Source organism: Paenibacillus sp. J14 (assembly GCF_000518465.1).
Lineage (GTDB): Bacteria > Bacillota > Bacilli > Paenibacillales > Paenibacillaceae > Fontibacillus > Fontibacillus barengoltzii.
Map to the genome: position 1 here is coordinate 56,062 of NZ_JADQ01000022.1, position 15,612 is coordinate 71,673.

Annotated in this window: 8 protein-coding genes, 15 tRNA genes and 1 pseudogene; 4 read left to right on the top strand and 20 right to left on the bottom strand. The window is 49.8% G+C overall.

The window, feature by feature from the left end:
* Position 1: 1 nt before the first annotated feature.
* The 4 genes from M891_RS0110615 to M891_RS0110630 form a co-directional block, all read right to left on the bottom strand.
* Positions 2-1,468 (bottom strand): extracellular solute-binding protein, encoded by a 1,467-nt coding sequence (locus M891_RS0110615; protein WP_028538819.1) that lies wholly within the window; start codon positions 1,466-1,468, stop codon positions 2-4.
* Between the two features lie 147 nt (positions 1,469-1,615).
* Complete coding sequence (locus M891_RS0110620) at positions 1,616-2,539, bottom strand: carbohydrate ABC transporter permease (protein ID WP_009224694.1); 924 nt, start codon at positions 2,537-2,539, stop codon at positions 1,616-1,618.
* Positions 2,517-3,506: a carbohydrate ABC transporter permease gene (locus M891_RS0110625; RefSeq protein WP_009224693.1), complete on the bottom strand. Its 990-nt coding sequence runs from the start codon at positions 3,504-3,506 to the stop codon at positions 2,517-2,519. Before M891_RS0110625 ends, M891_RS0110620 begins: the two co-directional genes overlap by 23 nt.
* A gap of 192 nt (positions 3,507-3,698) precedes the next feature.
* Entirely contained in the window at positions 3,699-4,949 is a 1,251-nt protein-coding gene (locus M891_RS0110630; protein ID WP_009224692.1) for a GntR family transcriptional regulator, read from the bottom strand.
* A gap of 240 nt (positions 4,950-5,189) precedes the next feature.
* Between M891_RS0110630 and M891_RS23715 the strand changes: the two genes are divergently transcribed.
* Positions 5,190-7,295 carry a GxGYxYP domain-containing protein gene (locus M891_RS23715; RefSeq protein ID WP_051416914.1) on the top strand — a complete coding sequence of 702 codons (2,106 nt, stop codon included), beginning with the start codon at positions 5,190-5,192 and terminating at the stop codon, positions 7,293-7,295.
* 76 nt (positions 7,296-7,371) lie between these two features.
* Here the strand turns inward: M891_RS23715 and M891_RS0110640 are convergent.
* Positions 7,372-9,132: pseudogene (locus M891_RS0110640) on the bottom strand (ABC transporter ATP-binding protein); the annotation flags it as partial.
* A gap of 119 nt (positions 9,133-9,251) precedes the next feature.
* Here M891_RS0110640 and M891_RS0110645 point away from each other — a divergent pair.
* From M891_RS0110645 to M891_RS0110655, 3 genes are all read left to right on the top strand, one after another.
* A complete protein-coding gene (locus M891_RS0110645) occupies positions 9,252-10,721 on the top strand; it encodes an ABC transporter permease (RefSeq protein ID WP_051416915.1) in 1,470 nt (489 codons plus the stop codon).
* 18 nt (positions 10,722-10,739) lie between these two features.
* A complete protein-coding gene (locus M891_RS23720) occupies positions 10,740-11,927 on the top strand; it encodes an ABC transporter permease (RefSeq protein WP_084628873.1) in 1,188 nt (395 codons plus the stop codon).
* A 100-nt stretch (positions 11,928-12,027) separates the two neighbouring features.
* The gene (locus M891_RS0110655) at positions 12,028-13,860 is read left to right on the top strand and encodes an ABC transporter substrate-binding protein (protein ID WP_028538822.1); all 1,833 of its coding nucleotides are present in this window, start codon (positions 12,028-12,030) and stop codon (positions 13,858-13,860) included.
* Positions 13,861-14,067: 207 nt separating this feature from the next.
* Here M891_RS0110655 and M891_RS0110660 read toward each other — a convergent pair.
* The 15 genes from M891_RS0110660 to M891_RS0110730 form a co-directional block, all read right to left on the bottom strand.
* Positions 14,068-14,147: transfer RNA gene (locus M891_RS0110660), tRNA-Leu, on the bottom strand.
* 21 nt (positions 14,148-14,168) lie between these two features.
* A tRNA-Leu gene (locus tag M891_RS0110665) sits at positions 14,169-14,254 on the bottom strand.
* A gap of 10 nt (positions 14,255-14,264) precedes the next feature.
* Positions 14,265-14,338: transfer RNA gene (locus M891_RS0110670), tRNA-Cys, on the bottom strand.
* Between the two features lie 11 nt (positions 14,339-14,349).
* Positions 14,350-14,424, bottom strand: a tRNA-Gly gene (locus tag M891_RS0110675).
* A gap of 5 nt (positions 14,425-14,429) precedes the next feature.
* Positions 14,430-14,501: transfer RNA gene (locus tag M891_RS0110680), tRNA-Gln, on the bottom strand.
* 22 nt (positions 14,502-14,523) lie between these two features.
* Positions 14,524-14,599: transfer RNA gene (locus tag M891_RS0110685), tRNA-His, on the bottom strand.
* A gap of 31 nt (positions 14,600-14,630) precedes the next feature.
* A tRNA-Trp gene (locus tag M891_RS0110690) sits at positions 14,631-14,704 on the bottom strand.
* 7 nt (positions 14,705-14,711) lie between these two features.
* Positions 14,712-14,797: transfer RNA gene (locus M891_RS0110695), tRNA-Tyr, on the bottom strand.
* Between the two features lie 3 nt (positions 14,798-14,800).
* A tRNA-Thr gene (locus tag M891_RS0110700) sits at positions 14,801-14,876 on the bottom strand.
* A 20-nt stretch (positions 14,877-14,896) separates the two neighbouring features.
* Positions 14,897-14,972: transfer RNA gene (locus M891_RS0110705), tRNA-Phe, on the bottom strand.
* A 16-nt stretch (positions 14,973-14,988) separates the two neighbouring features.
* Positions 14,989-15,065: transfer RNA gene (locus M891_RS0110710), tRNA-Asp, on the bottom strand.
* A gap of 35 nt (positions 15,066-15,100) precedes the next feature.
* Positions 15,101-15,174 (bottom strand) — tRNA-Met (locus tag M891_RS0110715).
* Positions 15,175-15,192: 18 nt separating this feature from the next.
* A tRNA-Val gene (locus M891_RS0110720) sits at positions 15,193-15,268 on the bottom strand.
* 86 nt (positions 15,269-15,354) lie between these two features.
* A tRNA-Glu gene (locus M891_RS0110725) sits at positions 15,355-15,426 on the bottom strand.
* Positions 15,427-15,442: 16 nt separating this feature from the next.
* A tRNA-Ser gene (locus tag M891_RS0110730) sits at positions 15,443-15,534 on the bottom strand.
* Positions 15,535-15,612: the final 78 nt, after the last annotated feature.

Consider the following 15,612-nt stretch of genomic DNA (forward strand, 5'->3'; position numbering starts at 1 on the left):
TTTACTTTTTGGTATAGGCCTCCGCTTTCTTCTGTGCATCATCCAGAATCGACTGAATATCCTCCTTGGTCATTAACGCTTTCGTCACCGATTCACCAAAGATTTGCCATACCTTGGAGTCTGCATTCGCAAACGTTGGCAACCCTTGCACATTGCCGGCCATCGCCAGATAGTGCTGGTACATTTCCGGATGCGCCTCTTTATATGCATCGGTTTCAGCCACCGATTTCAACACTGGAGACCGGACACCCGTATCGGCGATCAGCTGTTGAATCTCTTCGCTGTACATTGCGCGAATATACTCAAATGCAGCTTCCTTGTTTTTGGCATCCTTCGGTACGGCATGGAACGCAGCGCCGATGGTGATATTGCCGGCTTTGCCGTCCGGGGACAGCGGGATTTGCGACATGCCGTACTCGATACCGATTTGCGCGCTCTCGATCGCACGCCACGGACCGTCGATCAGGTAAGCGATCTGTCCTTTCTTAAACGCATCGAAATACGTTCCCTCATTGGTGTTGACCATCAATCCAGCTGGATGGTTGGCGTTCAGCTCTTTTAAGAACTGTACCGTTTCTACGTTAGCATCGGAGTTAAAGACAGGTTGACCTTGATCATCCGCAAATCCTCCGCCATTGATGACAAGCAAAGTCCCATACCGCAAATACCCCCCGGCATTCGGTCCAGCATAGACCCCGCCGCCGTAGAACTTGCCTTTTCCTGCTTCTGTGACCTTCTTCACGTTCGCCAGCAGCTCATCCCACGTTTCCGGCGCTTTGTCCGGGTCCAGACCTGCTTCCTGCACCAGCTTCTTGTTCCAGAACAAGCTGCTTACGCCAGGTTGCGAAGCAAAACCGTAAATCTTGCCGTCATACTCCATCGGCTTCCAGGCAGCCGGTGCTACTTTTTCACGAATTTCTTGAGCCATGTCATCTGGGAACGGTTCAAGCAATCCCTGTTGGGCAAACCCAGGCATTTGCGTTTCCCCAACGATGATATCAGGCATGTTCTTCGCCAGGAATCCCGCCGTTTGCTTCTGGATCAGCGGCTCCCCCCAGCCCCAGTCCTCGGTTTTCACCGTAATGTTCTTGCTTTGCATTTTCTCATTGATGATCGATTGATAATAGTACGGGAAGACGCCTGCTTTCTTCAGCGGTTGACCCGGCGTATAGTTGAAATCCTCTGCTGTAATCCGGGGATTCAGCGTCTCGTCAGCGATTTGTCTTTCTTTGTGTTTCTCCAGCAGTTCGCTCAGCACCCCGACGCCAACCGCTACGGCTCCTTCATTTAATACGGTAATGGTAGCGCCTTCAGAAGAGGACGAACCTTGATTTCCGGATGCTCCATTAGTCCCTGGGTCGTTCGCAGCCTGGTTACCTCCAGTGTTACCCCCTCCAGATCCGCAAGCCGCTAGTAAGGTGATGAGTAACAGCGATAGAAACATGACGTGGAACTTTTTCAACAACATGCTTGAACCCCTCCAAAAGTCATTTTATTCAGCGTGAGTGTCCATTAAGTCAAGTTTTCAATACGGGTGTTGAACTGTTTTCATCGATTCGATCCATAACGGACCGGTAGTGCAACTTCGACATAAAAAAATGAGTTCCCGGCCTTCCTAACCTTTGATCCCTGTGTTCGCCAAGCCCTGCACAATATACTTCTGGAAGAAGGCAAAGATCAGCAGCGCTGGAATCGTAATGCCAAGGCTCAGGGTAATAATCATCGGATAGTTGATGACGGCGCCAGGGCTTGCCCCAACGGAGGAAATCCGCGTGATCGCCGCAGGAAGCGTTTGCAAACTGTCGTCTGTTGTATAGAAGAACGGGGTAATAAAATCGTTCCACGTTCCAAGCGCTGTCGTAATCGCGATAAACGCCATAATCGGCAACTGCAGCGGGAAGAGGATCTGGAAGATCAGTCGTAACGTCCCGGCCCCATCCACAATTGCAGCTTCGTCGATTTCCAGCGGTACTTTTTCCAGCGACTGCTTCACCAGAAACGTCCCCATAATGTTGATGCTAGGTCCGCCGATCAAGTAAACCCACCAGGAGTTCAGAATCCCAGTCCCGCCGGTAAAGATATCGTTTCCCCCGGCAAACGGGAAGCGGGCAAATTCAAGGTAAGTCGGAATGATCGCGAGCGTCCCGGGAATCATCTGCGTAGCAAGCATGATCAAGAAGATCGTATCCCGTCCTTTAAACCGCAACCGTGCGAACACGTATCCCGCCAAAAATGAAGTCAAAATCGCCCAAAACGTGTTGTAAGCGGTACGAATCAGCGAGTTCTTCATATAAGTGGCTACGGCGGCATCCGTGGAACCGACGATCAGCGCCTTGAAGTTCTCCAGCGTGGGCGCTTTCGGAATGGGGAAGATGCCTAACACCGTTGAGGAGAATTCCGTCTTGTTGAAAAAACCAGCAAGCACCATGAAGATCAACGGGTAAAGCAAAATGAGCCCAACGCCAAGCAGGATAAGATGTCCCAGTAAATGAACGGGCTTAAACTGTTTGCTAACTTTAGCGTTCAAAGGACTGGGCATGCGGGAGCGCCTCCTTTTTCGCAGATTTGACGGGCTTGATCGGAATGGTTGTCCGACGATCGGATTTCGTTGACCAGTTGTAATACAGCACCGTCACGACGATCACGATCATGGCCATGATGAGCGAGGAGGCGCCAGCCATCCCCAAATTAAAGTCCCAGAAGCCGTCCCGGTAGATCCGGAACACCAGCACTTCGGTTTGCCCGTAAGGCCCGCCGTTCGTAATGAATAAGACCTGCTCGTAAATCTGGATCGCTGCGATCAAGTTCGTAATCACGATATACGTCGCGATAGGTTTTAACCCTGGCAACGTAACATACCGCAGCTTATGCCACCGTCCTGCACCATCCATTTCCGCCGCCTCGTACAAGGACAAATCTACGGATTGCAGACCGGCCAACCAGATTAAAGCGGCACCGCCAACCCCTTTCCAGACCGAATAGACCACAATCCAGAAGATGCCCCATCCGACAGAGTACTGCCATACGATAGGTTCCTTCCCCATCGCTTTCAGCAGGTTGTTGATGACCCCATTGTTTGAATCGAGAAAAATGTTGAATACTTGCGTGGTCGCTACCGTTGCCGTGATGGCGGGGATGTACCAAATGGAACGATAAAATCCTTTGCCGAACAGCGGCAGGTTCATCAGCAGTGCAGCAAAAAAGCCTGCTCCCAGCGTAATGACCGTGACCAGTCCACCCAGCCAGATCGACCTCCACAATGCATCCGTGTATACCGGGTTGTTAAAGAAGCTAACGAAGTTATCAAACCAGATGAAATTAGGTGTATCTGCCAATCCCACCCATTCGAAGAACCCTAGCACGAACCCGAACAAAGTGGGGAAACCCGAAACCACCAACCATGCCAAAAACATCGGCACGAGGATAACGGCGGCGATCAAAGCATCTTTACGCTTCCCTAACCTGCGCTGCATTGCCTTTCGCTTCTGTAATCCCGCGGTTTCCATCGTCCAAGCAACCCTCCTTACTGTGAAGTGCACTGTTAAAGCTTTTTTGTTCTAAGTTGTATTATCTATTTGCAATATTAAATATATTTCACTATATCATTTATGTCAAGTATTAGATATATCATTTAATGCTAATTTGCTATAAAAAAGACACCTAGCTTGCAAGGGCAAGCAGGTGCCCTGTCAATCTATTTACTTTACTCGTTTCGCAAGTGGGCCCGTAGATTGACTTTCAATTAATTTTGGCTCGAGGATCACTTTCGTGTACCCCGCATCTTTCTGCTCAGGCTTCTCGAGAATGTCCCGCAATATCCGAGCTGCGGCTTCTCCCATCTCAATTTCCGATTGCGAAATATGCGAGAAGAATCCCCATTCATGCAGCCCCGGCGAAGGATCGTCAAACGTCAAGATCGAGATGTCCTCCGGTACCCGAAGCCCTAGTTCTTTACAAATTGAATAGATGTGCAGGCCAAGCCGTCCGTTCAGTGTGATATAAGCGGTAGCGATCTGGTTCTTGATAAACCGGTACAAAGGGTGCTTCTTGTCAATCTCGCTGTAATCCACATTGAAATCCGTGAGGATCAGTGCCGGATTAATCATCGCGCCCTTCTGTTTGAGCGCCTCCATATATCCGTTAATCCGTTCCTCTACCGTAATGGTGGGCAACGGGGAATCGGAGCAGATGGCGATATCGCGATGCCCCAGACCCCACAGATAATCAACAGCAAGCTGTCCGCCGATTAATCCGTCGCTGCGCGACAAGTTCGTCGCCACTCCCGGCAAATACCGATCGAGCAGCACAAACGGGTAACCCCGCATCTTCAGGGCTAAAATTTCCTCGTTGTACGTTTCCGCATCACTTGGGAAAATAATCAGACCAGCGGCTCCTTTGCGAATCAGATCGTTGATCGCTTCCTTCTCTCTTTCAATGGAATTGTACGTCAAGACGATTTGCAGGCTGTATGGACTGTCTTCAAGAATGTTCGTAATTCCTTGAAGCAGGCGGATGGCAAAATAGTCTACCATCATTGGCATAATGAGCCCGATCGTGGTGCGCCCCGGAATATGGGATGCTGCTTCAATCGCTCCCAGCGAAGGATCCGTTCCCCCTCCGTTTAACGCTCCGGGGTGGACTTGTGCCCCCGAATTTCCGTCCAGCACAGGCCATAATCCGCCCCCCTCTGCCAGAGAGCCTTGATGGCGTTGCAATAGCTCGCCAATCCCCTCGCTGACGAAGCTTCCACGTCCAGGGATCCGATAGATCCACCCGTCCTTCGCCAGCTGCATCAAGGCATTGGCTACCGTTATTCGGCTGACGTCGAACTGTTCCATTAACTCTTTTTCTGATGGGATCTTATCGTTCTCCCGCAGCTTCCCCTGCAGGATCATTTCTTTGAAGTGCTGTTGAATCTGCATATACAACGGTTTACGTTCGTTTTGCATAAGGCTTCTCCTATCTTATTTCTCTCCATATATTCACATTATATCATTTATAGCATTTAGTCAATCTATTTCAAGTCATTCGCTCCCTTGACATTCACTATTGGATATATTAAACATATTATACAGGTGCTATCGTTTTCTTTACACTTTTCATAAAAAGGAGGGAATTTGTGAATCCAGCGTTTCAGAGAGCCTGTCGATGAGCGATAGCCCTAATATGCAGATACGAGGTGAACGCATTTGCTTCGCAAAATAACGATGACTTGTCTCATTTTATTCTGCACCATGTCCTTATCCTTAGGTACCACCTCTGCATCGGCAACATCCTCAGTGGAAACGGCGTCAAAGAATACGATCAGCTGGCCTAAATCGCAAGCGCTTCCAAGCTTCGGAAAAGTGAAACGGCTGGATGTGGCCGACGTCGCCAAAGCGCCGGGCGACATTCGCATCATGCTGGCTACGCTGCAAGGTGTGGTCAACCGTTCGGAGCCGCGCATTTATTTGCTGGAGAATGAAGAAGAAGGCAAGCTGACTTGGCTTAATGATCTCAAGGTTCCTTATCAACTGCATAATGAAGCTTGGGATCTTGTGAAGAAGTACAAAAATGAAGTGAAAGGTATCATCATCTACGATCCGGAGGTTCCCGATTCGATTAATGTCGCGACCACCTTAGCCGGGCTTAAAAACGGGATGGTCGTCAGTCCGGACCTCGCTCCGCAACTCCAAGCTGCTCCTTATCGCTTGAAGGTGCTTGAGGATTTGCGCGGCCGGTTCGAGGATCGGATGGATGCTTATACATGGCAATATGAACATCTGTGGAAAGAAACGACGCATCGTATGCTGATCGGGCTTAGTCCCAGCGTCTCCATCAAAATCCCTCCGGGACTCCCCGAATCGTTTGAGGTGATCGCCGAAGAGACCCGGCAGATTCGTGATGCCAGCAACAAAGGCACCTACGAGCTAGATTTGACGTCGTTTCTAGGGGGAGATGCCGTCTATTTGCGGTTTGATGATGCGTTTATCCAAGACGGCTGGGGCTCCGCCGTACATGAAGTCGTGATCAAGGCCGATGGTCAAACGATCGCTCAGTTCATTCCGGGTACACCGGAAGAAGAAGAATTTTTATACGATCGGCAGGATTCGCAAATTTCTGCGGGTGACGGCGGGCACCGGTTTGCCGACAACGGGCGCTATTTCGTCTATCGCTTCGTTCCTCCTGCAGGTACGCAAGAGCTGACAGCCTCTGTGGTTATGTGGAACCAGTTCAAGGTCTCTGCCGGCAACGTTCAACCGCTCTCCTCCGAACAGAAGGAGCCTTACGGTTACCTGCGGGATTATGCCGTCGCGAACAAAGCGATGGTGTTCTGGTTGGAAGTTAATGATCCGGAGCAAAGAGAACTGTTTGAGAAAATCTTATCGGACGTCGAGCCAGGAACCCCTTATCTCGGATGGTTCAGCAACGACGTTGCAGGTGAGTTCAGCTCTGTCGAAGTGACCTCGAACCATGGTGTTTACGTCTTGGCTGCCGATTGGTTCAGCAACTTGACCGTTTTCTCCGGCACCCAAGCGAAGCAGGTTAAAACCAAAGCCCCTGCTGCTCCGCCATTAGAAAATAAAATCTATGTCACGTACACCTTCAGCGAGGGCGACAACTTCCAATATAACCAGCACCGGATGCGGATTCTGTGGGATGATCCGGCCCGCGGTCAGGTGCCAATCAACTGGACGTCCAGCCCGCTGCTGTACGATGCCGCTCCAGCAATGCTGAACTATTATCGCCAGTCGGCCACCGATAACGATCTGATCATTGCCGGACCGTCCGGTGCCGGATACTTCTATCCGGAGGCTTGGCCGGAAGCGACGTTTGCTGAATTCTTGAAGAAGTCCTATAAATACTTACAGAAATCCGGCATGACTCTCACCTATGTCTTGAACCGGATTGACAGCAATAACGTGCCACTGGGTTCCTCTTATGCGAACGCCTATGAGCGCTACTACAAAGCCCCTGGCTTGTTCCTGAGTTGGGAGGATCGCCACGGCGTGGAAATCGTTAACGGTTCTCTGCCGGTATCCACGATTCAAGGCATCAGTACCGTCCAAGACGGCCTGCGCGTCCTGGAACAAGCGAAAGCGAATTGGGACGGTAAGTCCCCGCTGTTCGTATCGCTGGGGTTGCTGGCTTGGAGCCTGACGCCTTCGGATGTGGTCGCCATGACGGAAGCCCTCGGACCGGAATTTGAAGTGGTACGAGGCGATCATTACTTCACCCTCATTCGTCAGTCTAACGGGTTGTCCGTGAAGCCGCATTCGCTGGAAATGGACGAAGAGCCAGCTGCGGTACAATAATTTTTAAACCTCAAAAAGGTCTGCATAGCCAGCTGATGTCAGTTGATATGCAGACCTTTTGATTTTCTCCAAATTATTAAATCGCAACCTTCTTGCCTTCCGTTGGCAAAGCCACCCAGTGCCCCTTGGACACTTCGACCAGTTGGGAGTTCTCCAGATCATACTTGTCCACTTCCGTGGATTCTTCCACGATAGTCCGCCTCTTCTGCGACTCAACCTTCGGATCTGGAACCGGAACCGCAGCGAGCAGCGATTTGGTGTACTCATGCTGCGGATTGGCGTACAGTTCTTCGCTTTCGGCAAGCTCAACGATTTTCCCCATGTACATGACGGCAACACGATCGCTAATATGCTTTACCATCGATAGATCATGCGCAATAAACAAATAAGTCAGTCCTAATCGCTGCTGAAGCTCTTCTAGCAATTGAACCACCTGGGCCTGAATCGATACATCTAAAGCAGAAAGCGGCTCATCACATACAATAAACTTCGGGTCCACCGCAAGCGCCCGGGCAATGCCGATTCGTTGACGCTGACCTCCGGAGAACTCATGAGGATATCGTTCCGCGAAAGCCGGTTCTAGCCCCACCATATCGAGCAACTCTTCGATCCGCTTCTTCCTTTCCGTCCCGCTGCTGACCAAACGGTGCACATCCAGGGCTTCCCCGATAATATCTGCGACTCGAAGGCGTGGATTCAGAGAGGCATAAGGATCTTGAAAGATCATTTGCATGTACCGGCGCATCGTTTTCATTTCTTGTGCAGATAATCGATTAACCGCAATCCCTTGATAAAGGACGTCCCCTCCCGTTGGTTGATGAAGGCGCAGGATGGCGCGGCCGGTTGTGGATTTCCCGCTTCCCGATTCTCCTACTAACCCCAAGGTCTCCCCTTCGCGAATGTGAAAGCTGATATCGTTGACAGCTTTCAAAATATTTCCCTTCCCCAAATCAAAATACTGTTTCAAAGACTTCACTTCGATCAGCGGACGCTCTAAATTCGAGTTGTTCAGAATTAATGATGCGGGTTTTGCCCTTTTGGGTTCATCCAAACGCGGTAAGGCGTTTAGCAACTTGAGGGTATATGGATGCTGCGGATTCGCAAAGATCTCTTCCGTTGTCCCGCTCTCCACAATGGCGCCTTCCTTCATCACCACAACCCGATCACACATCCCGGCAACCACTCCTAAGTCATGGGTGATCAGAATGATGGAGGTGCCAAAACGCTCCTGCATTTGTTTCATCAAGCTAAGAATTTGCGCTTGAATGGTGACATCGAGTGCTGTCGTAGGTTCATCGGCAATGAGTAAAGCAGGCCGACAAGCCAAGGCAATAGCGATCATCACGCGCTGGCGCATCCCTCCGGAGAACTCATGGGGATATTGGTTATACCGCAGCTCGCTGTTTCGAATTCCAACCAACTTCAACATTTCAAGCGCTTGAAATTTAGCCTCTTTCTTGGACAGCTTCTGATGTTTGATCAGCCCTTCGGCAATTTGTTCCCCGATCTTCATCGTGGGGTTCAGTGAAGTCATTGGATCCTGGAAGATCATCCCGATATCCCGGCCGCGGATGCTCTCCATCTCTTTCTCCGAATAATTTGCTATCTTATTCCCTAGAAAAAAGATTTCGCCCTCTTTAATATCCGCAGGTGGAGTAGGCAACAGACGCATGATTGCGCGGGCTGTTACGCTCTTCCCGCTGCCGGATTCGCCGACGATGCCAAGCGTCTCCCCTTTTCTAACCTCGAAACTAACCCCCTTAACAGCTTCAACTTCCTGGTCCCGTGTCCGAAAGGATACGGATAAATTGCCTACCCGCAGTATCGTCTCCATCTTTACAACTTCCTCCCGTCCATCTCTGTGAAATCTACCGTTGACATCAAATAACTCCTAAAATAATATATACTATAACGATCGGAATAATGCAATTTGTGAATAAGAAAGGTGGATCATCCATGGAAGCCGCACCCGCGGCGAGAGCCGCTAATGCTGACCCAGTGAATGCAAAGCCCCGTTTCAATCGGAGAGTCGGGTCCATTTATGCCAAAATGATGCTAGATTCCTCCTATAAATATTTCTTGCTTCTCTTAGGAGCTCCGGTAAATCTCTTCGTCTTCTTCGTGTACTGGCTCCGGAAGCGTAATGATTCTTACCGGCTGCTGCTAGCGGATACGAGAAAGGAACTGCTTGCTTCCGGGTACAAGGATGAGCTGAAAGCGGAAATTCTGGAGCAACTGCGTCAGAAGCAGCGTTTCTTCGGGGCAGCCGTATCACCGGAAAAAACAGAGCTGCTCGCAGTGAAAGAAGCAGAGGGTAAATTTCAGGAAGCCGTTCATGATGCCGCAGAGCAAAAAAGAATCCAACTGCAGCTGGTACGAACCGATTTCGTTGGGACGTTTCAGGACTTGGCCGAACGCTCCTGGTTTCTTGCCCTTTCGTTTATTCCCGGCATCCTGATGTATTTGTTGATGTTTTTCTATAGCAGTCCTTATCTGAAATACATATTTGAGCGATGTGTCATGGCCCTGTTCGTTATTGTGGGCGTATCCATCGTGGTCTTCACGATCCTTTATTTGTCGCCGATGAATCCTGCCGCCAATATTCTTGGAGAGACGGCAACGGAAGAGCAGATTGCACAGTTTAACAAAATCTATGGACTCGACCAATCCTACCTCGTGCAATTATGGATCACGATCAAAGGGATCGCGACCTTTGACCTTGGCAAATCGTTCGCCGGCAATGAACAGGTGACGGAGACGATTGCCCGTAAATTTCCGATTACACTGACGTTAACTACAATCTCGTTGTCGCTGGCCATTCTGATCGCCATTCCTGCGGGGATCCTGTCCGCCGTCAAACGCAATTCACTGTGGGACTATACATTGATGTTCATCGCGCTAATTGGTTTATCGATTCCGAGCTTTTGGCAAGGGTTGATCTTCATCTTGAATTTCTCGATCAAGCTCCACTGGTTGCCGGCGACCTTCAATCCGCAAAACGCGTTGTCGATCATCATGCCCACCCTTGTCTTGGGTACCGGACTCACAGCGGCTATCGCCAGGATGACGAGGTCCTCTACACTGGAAGTCATTGGCGAGGACTACATCCTTACCGCTAGAGCGAAGGGATTAAACAAGCGGCAGGTGTTGCTCAAACATGCAGTGCGTAATGCCCTCATTCCGATCGTAACCGTAATCGGCTTGCAATTTGGCGGAATGTTAGGCGGTTCGGCCGTGACGGAGAAGGTGTTTAATATCAGCGGCATCGGCAGTTACATCGTAGATAAGCAGTTTGTACCGGATATCCCCAGTATCATGGGCGGCGTGGTCTATACCGCGATAACGATCTCGATCATCAATGTAATTGTTGACGTTCTGTACGCTTTCTTCGATCCGCGAATTCGGACGAAAATGAAACAATACTGAAGCAGGTGTAAATGAGATATGGCCAAAGCCCTTTTTTCCTCAACCCGAAAATTTAACACCGAAGTGAAGCTCGCAGTGTACACCCTGTTCACAGATGTGTTTGTGATTGCGCTGTCCGCCCTGAACTTGTTCAAACCCTATGTTTCAGACACTTTCCTTCCATCAATGATCGTGCTAATGCTCATCGCGTTGTTTCACTTGATTGCGCTTGTGCTCGTAGCCCGGTATACCGATGACCGTAGCGCAGCTCCTGGATTAGTCTGGATCGCGGTCTTATTGATTTCAACCTCTGTGACAGGCAATCTATTTGCTTTACTGCTTGGGGTGAATCTGCTGATCAAACTACGGAATCATGGGAATCCAGGGACCTACAAGTGGGAGGAAGTTTGGAGCAAGCTAACCCGAAGCACACCATCCATGCTTGGACTGTTCTTCATCATCTTATTATTTTCGCTTTCGGTATGCAGCTTTTTTACGTTTGACTATGCGATGGCAACCGAAAACAACTACAGCGCCATCCTGCAACGCCCAAGTTTGGCCTATCCGCTTGGTACGGATAATTTCGGCCGATGTCTGTTTTCACGAATCGTGTTTGGCGCTCGGATATCACTAGTTGTTGGCTTCCTTTCGACCGTTCTGCCATTCATAGTCGGCGGTGCGCTGGGGGCGATATCCGGATACTACGGACGGCATACCGACAATATCATCATGCGGTTATTAGACATTCTTTACGCCATCCCAGGGATTTTGCTGGCGATTGCAATCATCGCGGCCTTTGGTGCTAATACGGTGAATCTTATTTTAGCGCTGAGTGTCGGTGCGATTCCAACCTATGCGAGAACGATGCGGGCTAACGTGCTGCTCGTATCCACTTTTGAGTTTGTGGAAGCCGCCCGGGCATTGGGAACTTCCAACGCCGCGATCATTTTCAAACATATCGTTCCGGGTGCGCTGGCACCGATGATTGTCAAGTCAACCTTAACGATTGGCACCGCCGTCATCTCGACCAGCAGTCTCAGCTTTCTTGGGCTTGGCGTGGAGCCGCATATACCGGAATGGGGTAATATTCTGAAGCTGGGAAGCACGTATCTCGAATCCCATTCCTACTTAGCCGTTTATCCTGGGCTTGCCATCATTGCGCTGGTCTTGTCCTTTAACTTCTTGGGCGACGGGCTCAGGGATGCGTTAGATCCTAAACTTGGCTAACGTCATTTACACTTTTTTGGTGTAGTTATCCTTTCGTTTTTCGTCCGCGGAAAATGAATGAACATATTATTTTTTACTTGATTGAGGGAGGAATTATAGAATGAAGAGAAAACCATTACTTATCTTGCTGATCGCTTTGATTTTGGTAGCCAGCGGATGCTCTGTGAAGACCAAATCGGATGTAGCCGGCAACCAAAGTACCCCGAAAGCGGAGGCAGAAAACGCGGTAGATCAAACTCCAGTAGAGATCGAGCTCCTTGCTTCCAGCTCCAGCGAATCGGATGTTAACATCATCCGGGACCAGTTGACCAAAAACGGCTTTAACGTGAAGCTGAACCTTCAACCGGATTACGGCAGCTTTAAAGCCCAACAAGATGCCGGCAACTTTGACATCGCTTTGTCTAGTTGGACGACTGTAACTGGCAACCCTGATTACGCCGTGAGATCGCTGTTCAAGACCGGCGGTGATTACAGCATCTTAGCCGATCCGGAAATTGATCAATTGATCGACAAAGCTGCAACCGAGACACCGGAGCAATACAAAGAGACTTATAAGCAATTTGAACAACGGCTGGTCTTTGACAAAGCCTATATCGCACCACTTTACATTTCTTTGAAGAGCCAAGCCATTAACAAAAACATTCTGAATCCAGCTAGCGTTAGATTGTCTAAATCCCGTGCCCTGGCCTGGGAGAGCATCGACTTCAACGATACATCCAAACGCGATAAAGAACCGCTGCTGCTTACGCAAGCGGCTTCCGTGTTAACATCCCTGGATCCCATCAAGGGCAACGATGGTTCCATTAACCAACTGAACACCAATATGTACGTTCGCCTGATCAATTTAACCGACGATGATCAAATCACTTCCGAAGGTTCCCTGTCCCATAACCATACCATCGCCGAAGGGAACTCGGAATACTATTTCCTGCTTCGGGATGACATTAATTTTGCGAAGATCGAAGACAAAAAGGCCGTCGACACAGGCGAGCGTGTAGGCGCTGACGACGTCGTCTTCTCCTTGCTGCGAGCAAAGGACAAAAATTCGGTACCCGATCATCGCACTTACAGCTTACATGAACATATCAAGAACGTAGAGATCGTCACGGACTTGTCTTCCCTAGATAAGATCCAACAAGCCGGCGGCGGCGGAAGTGTCAGAGAAGCGCTCGAGGCCGGATTGGAAATGAAAATCAAAGAGCTCGTTGCTGATAAGAACCAAGCTGACAATAAAGCTGGAAAATACCAGGTCGTCAAACTGACCACCACAGAGCCATTCCCGCAAGTTCTGAACTACTTGGGTCACCAGTCGGCAGGGATCGTGTCCAAGAAACAAGTCGAGAGCATCAATACGTATGACGTAGCTACCTTCGACGTGAACAAGGACGTTCCATACGGGGATCAGAACACTGTGACGGAAGGCCCTCAATACAACAACACTTTGTATGCCAGCGGACCGTACATTTTATCATCCAAGAACGACTACGAGGCCACCTTCTATAAAAATCCGGGATATCGGAAAGGCAGCGAATATGAGCCTAAAATCTCTACGGTAAAAGTTCGCTTTATCGCCGATGCCGACAGCGCCCTGTCCGCACTGCGCAACAGCGAAATCCATCTGTATTACGGCGTACCGGAAACGAAGTATGACATTGTTAAAGGCGACAGTAAACTGCAGCTGCAAACTATCGAAAGTAACGGTGTGACTTACCTGCTCTTTAATACCAAAGGACGTCCTGTTGCCGAAAGCGAAGATCTGCGTAAGGCCGTGCTTTATTCCATCAACCAGGATGAAATTCTAGCCTTCTACAATGGCAATAAGATCAAAGCGACCTCTACGGTTAGCCCGCTGGTGAAGACCGGCAACGAGTTGGTCGCGGATCCAGCGAAAGTGCAGGAGTTCTTAAACAAGTATCGGAGTGCTTCAAACTAACTTGTTCCTTAAGGTAATGAATCAGCCCATCACACAATGTCTGAACAAGAGACGTGGGATGGGCTTTTTTTCAAATCTAAGGTTGAACCACCGTTAGCTCCAAATTTGTTGATTCTGCCTCTAGGCTGTCAAGGAAGAGGATTACAAGTGCAAAATAAAAACAGTTCACTAGATCTTGGATCTAATGAACTGTTCTGTTAATTGTAATGCCGGTGAAGGGACTCGAACCCCCACGGTTTCCCTCACGATTTTGAGTCGCGCGCGTCTGCCAATTCCGCCACACCGGCACATATAAAATGAATTAAAAGTGCGGAAGACCAGACTTGAACTGGTACGGTAGTCACCTACCGCAGGATTTTAAGTCCTGTGCGTCTGCCGATTCCGCCACTCCCGCGAATTATCAATGGAGGCGCCACCCAGATTCGAACTGGGGATAAAGCTTTTGCAGAGCTGTGCCTTACCACTTGGCTATGGCGCCATAATATAGAATGGAGCGGACGACGGGAATCGAACCCGCGACCCTCGCCTTGGCAAGGCGATGCTCTACCGCTGAGCCACGTCCGCTTAAACTGGGGATATAGGATTCGAACCTATGCATGACGGAGTCAAAGTCCGTTGCCTTACCGCTTGGCTAATCCCCACTATATTTGATTGAGAAAGAAATGGGGCGATCGATGGGACTTGAACCCACGAATGCCGGAGCCACAATCCGGTGCGTTAACCCCTTCGCCACGACCGCCATAATATAAAGTTTATCAAGAGAGAAAAAGTGGCAGGGGCAGCAGGAATTGAACCCACACCAAAGGTTTTGGAGACCTTTGTTCTACCTTTAAACTATGCCCCTAGAAAACTGGTGGAGGCTGATGGATTCGAACCACCGAACTCGTAAGAGAACAGATTTACAGTCTGCTGCGTTTGGCCACTTCGCTAAGCCTCCACGTGGTGCCGGCGAGAGGACTTGAACCCCCAACCTACTGATTACAAGTCAGTTGCTCTACCAATTGAGCTACACCGGCTCTTCAACATAATTAGTGAATGGTGGCTCGGGACGGAATCGAACCGCCGACACGAGGATTTTCAGTCCTCTGCTCTACCGACTGAGCTACCGAGCCTTAATATGAAGTTAAATGGCGGAGCCGACGGGATTCGAACCCGCGGTCTCCTGCGTGACAGGCAGGCATGTTAGGCCTCTACACCACGGCTCCACACGAGAATAATGCCATCCTCTTCAAGAGGATAATTGCGGGGGCAGGATTTGAACCTGCGGCCTTCGGGTTATGAGCCCGACGAGCTACCGGGCTGCTCCACCCCGCGTCAGTANTAAAGANGTTATGGTGGAGGCTGAGGGGATCGAACCCCCGACCCTCTGCTTGTAAGGCAGATGCTCTCCCAGCTGAGCTAAGCCTCCATGGGAAAAGACAAGTTATATTGTACCAGACATCCCATTCATAAATCAAGTCAGTCAGCAAAAGAGCTTGAAATGAAGGGAAGAAATGACCCGTAGGGGATTCGAACCCCTGTTACCTCCGTGAAAGGGAGGTGTCTTAACCCCTTGACCAACGGGCCATATTCAAGTCCTTGCTGGCGGAGAGAGAGGGATTCGAACCCTCGAGACGCTTGTGACGCCTACACGATTTCCAATCGTGCTCCTTCGGCCAACTCGGACACCTCTCCAGAAAAATGGCTCCCCGAACAGGACTCGAACCTGTGACAACTCGATTAACAGTCGAGTGCTCTACCGACTGAGCTATC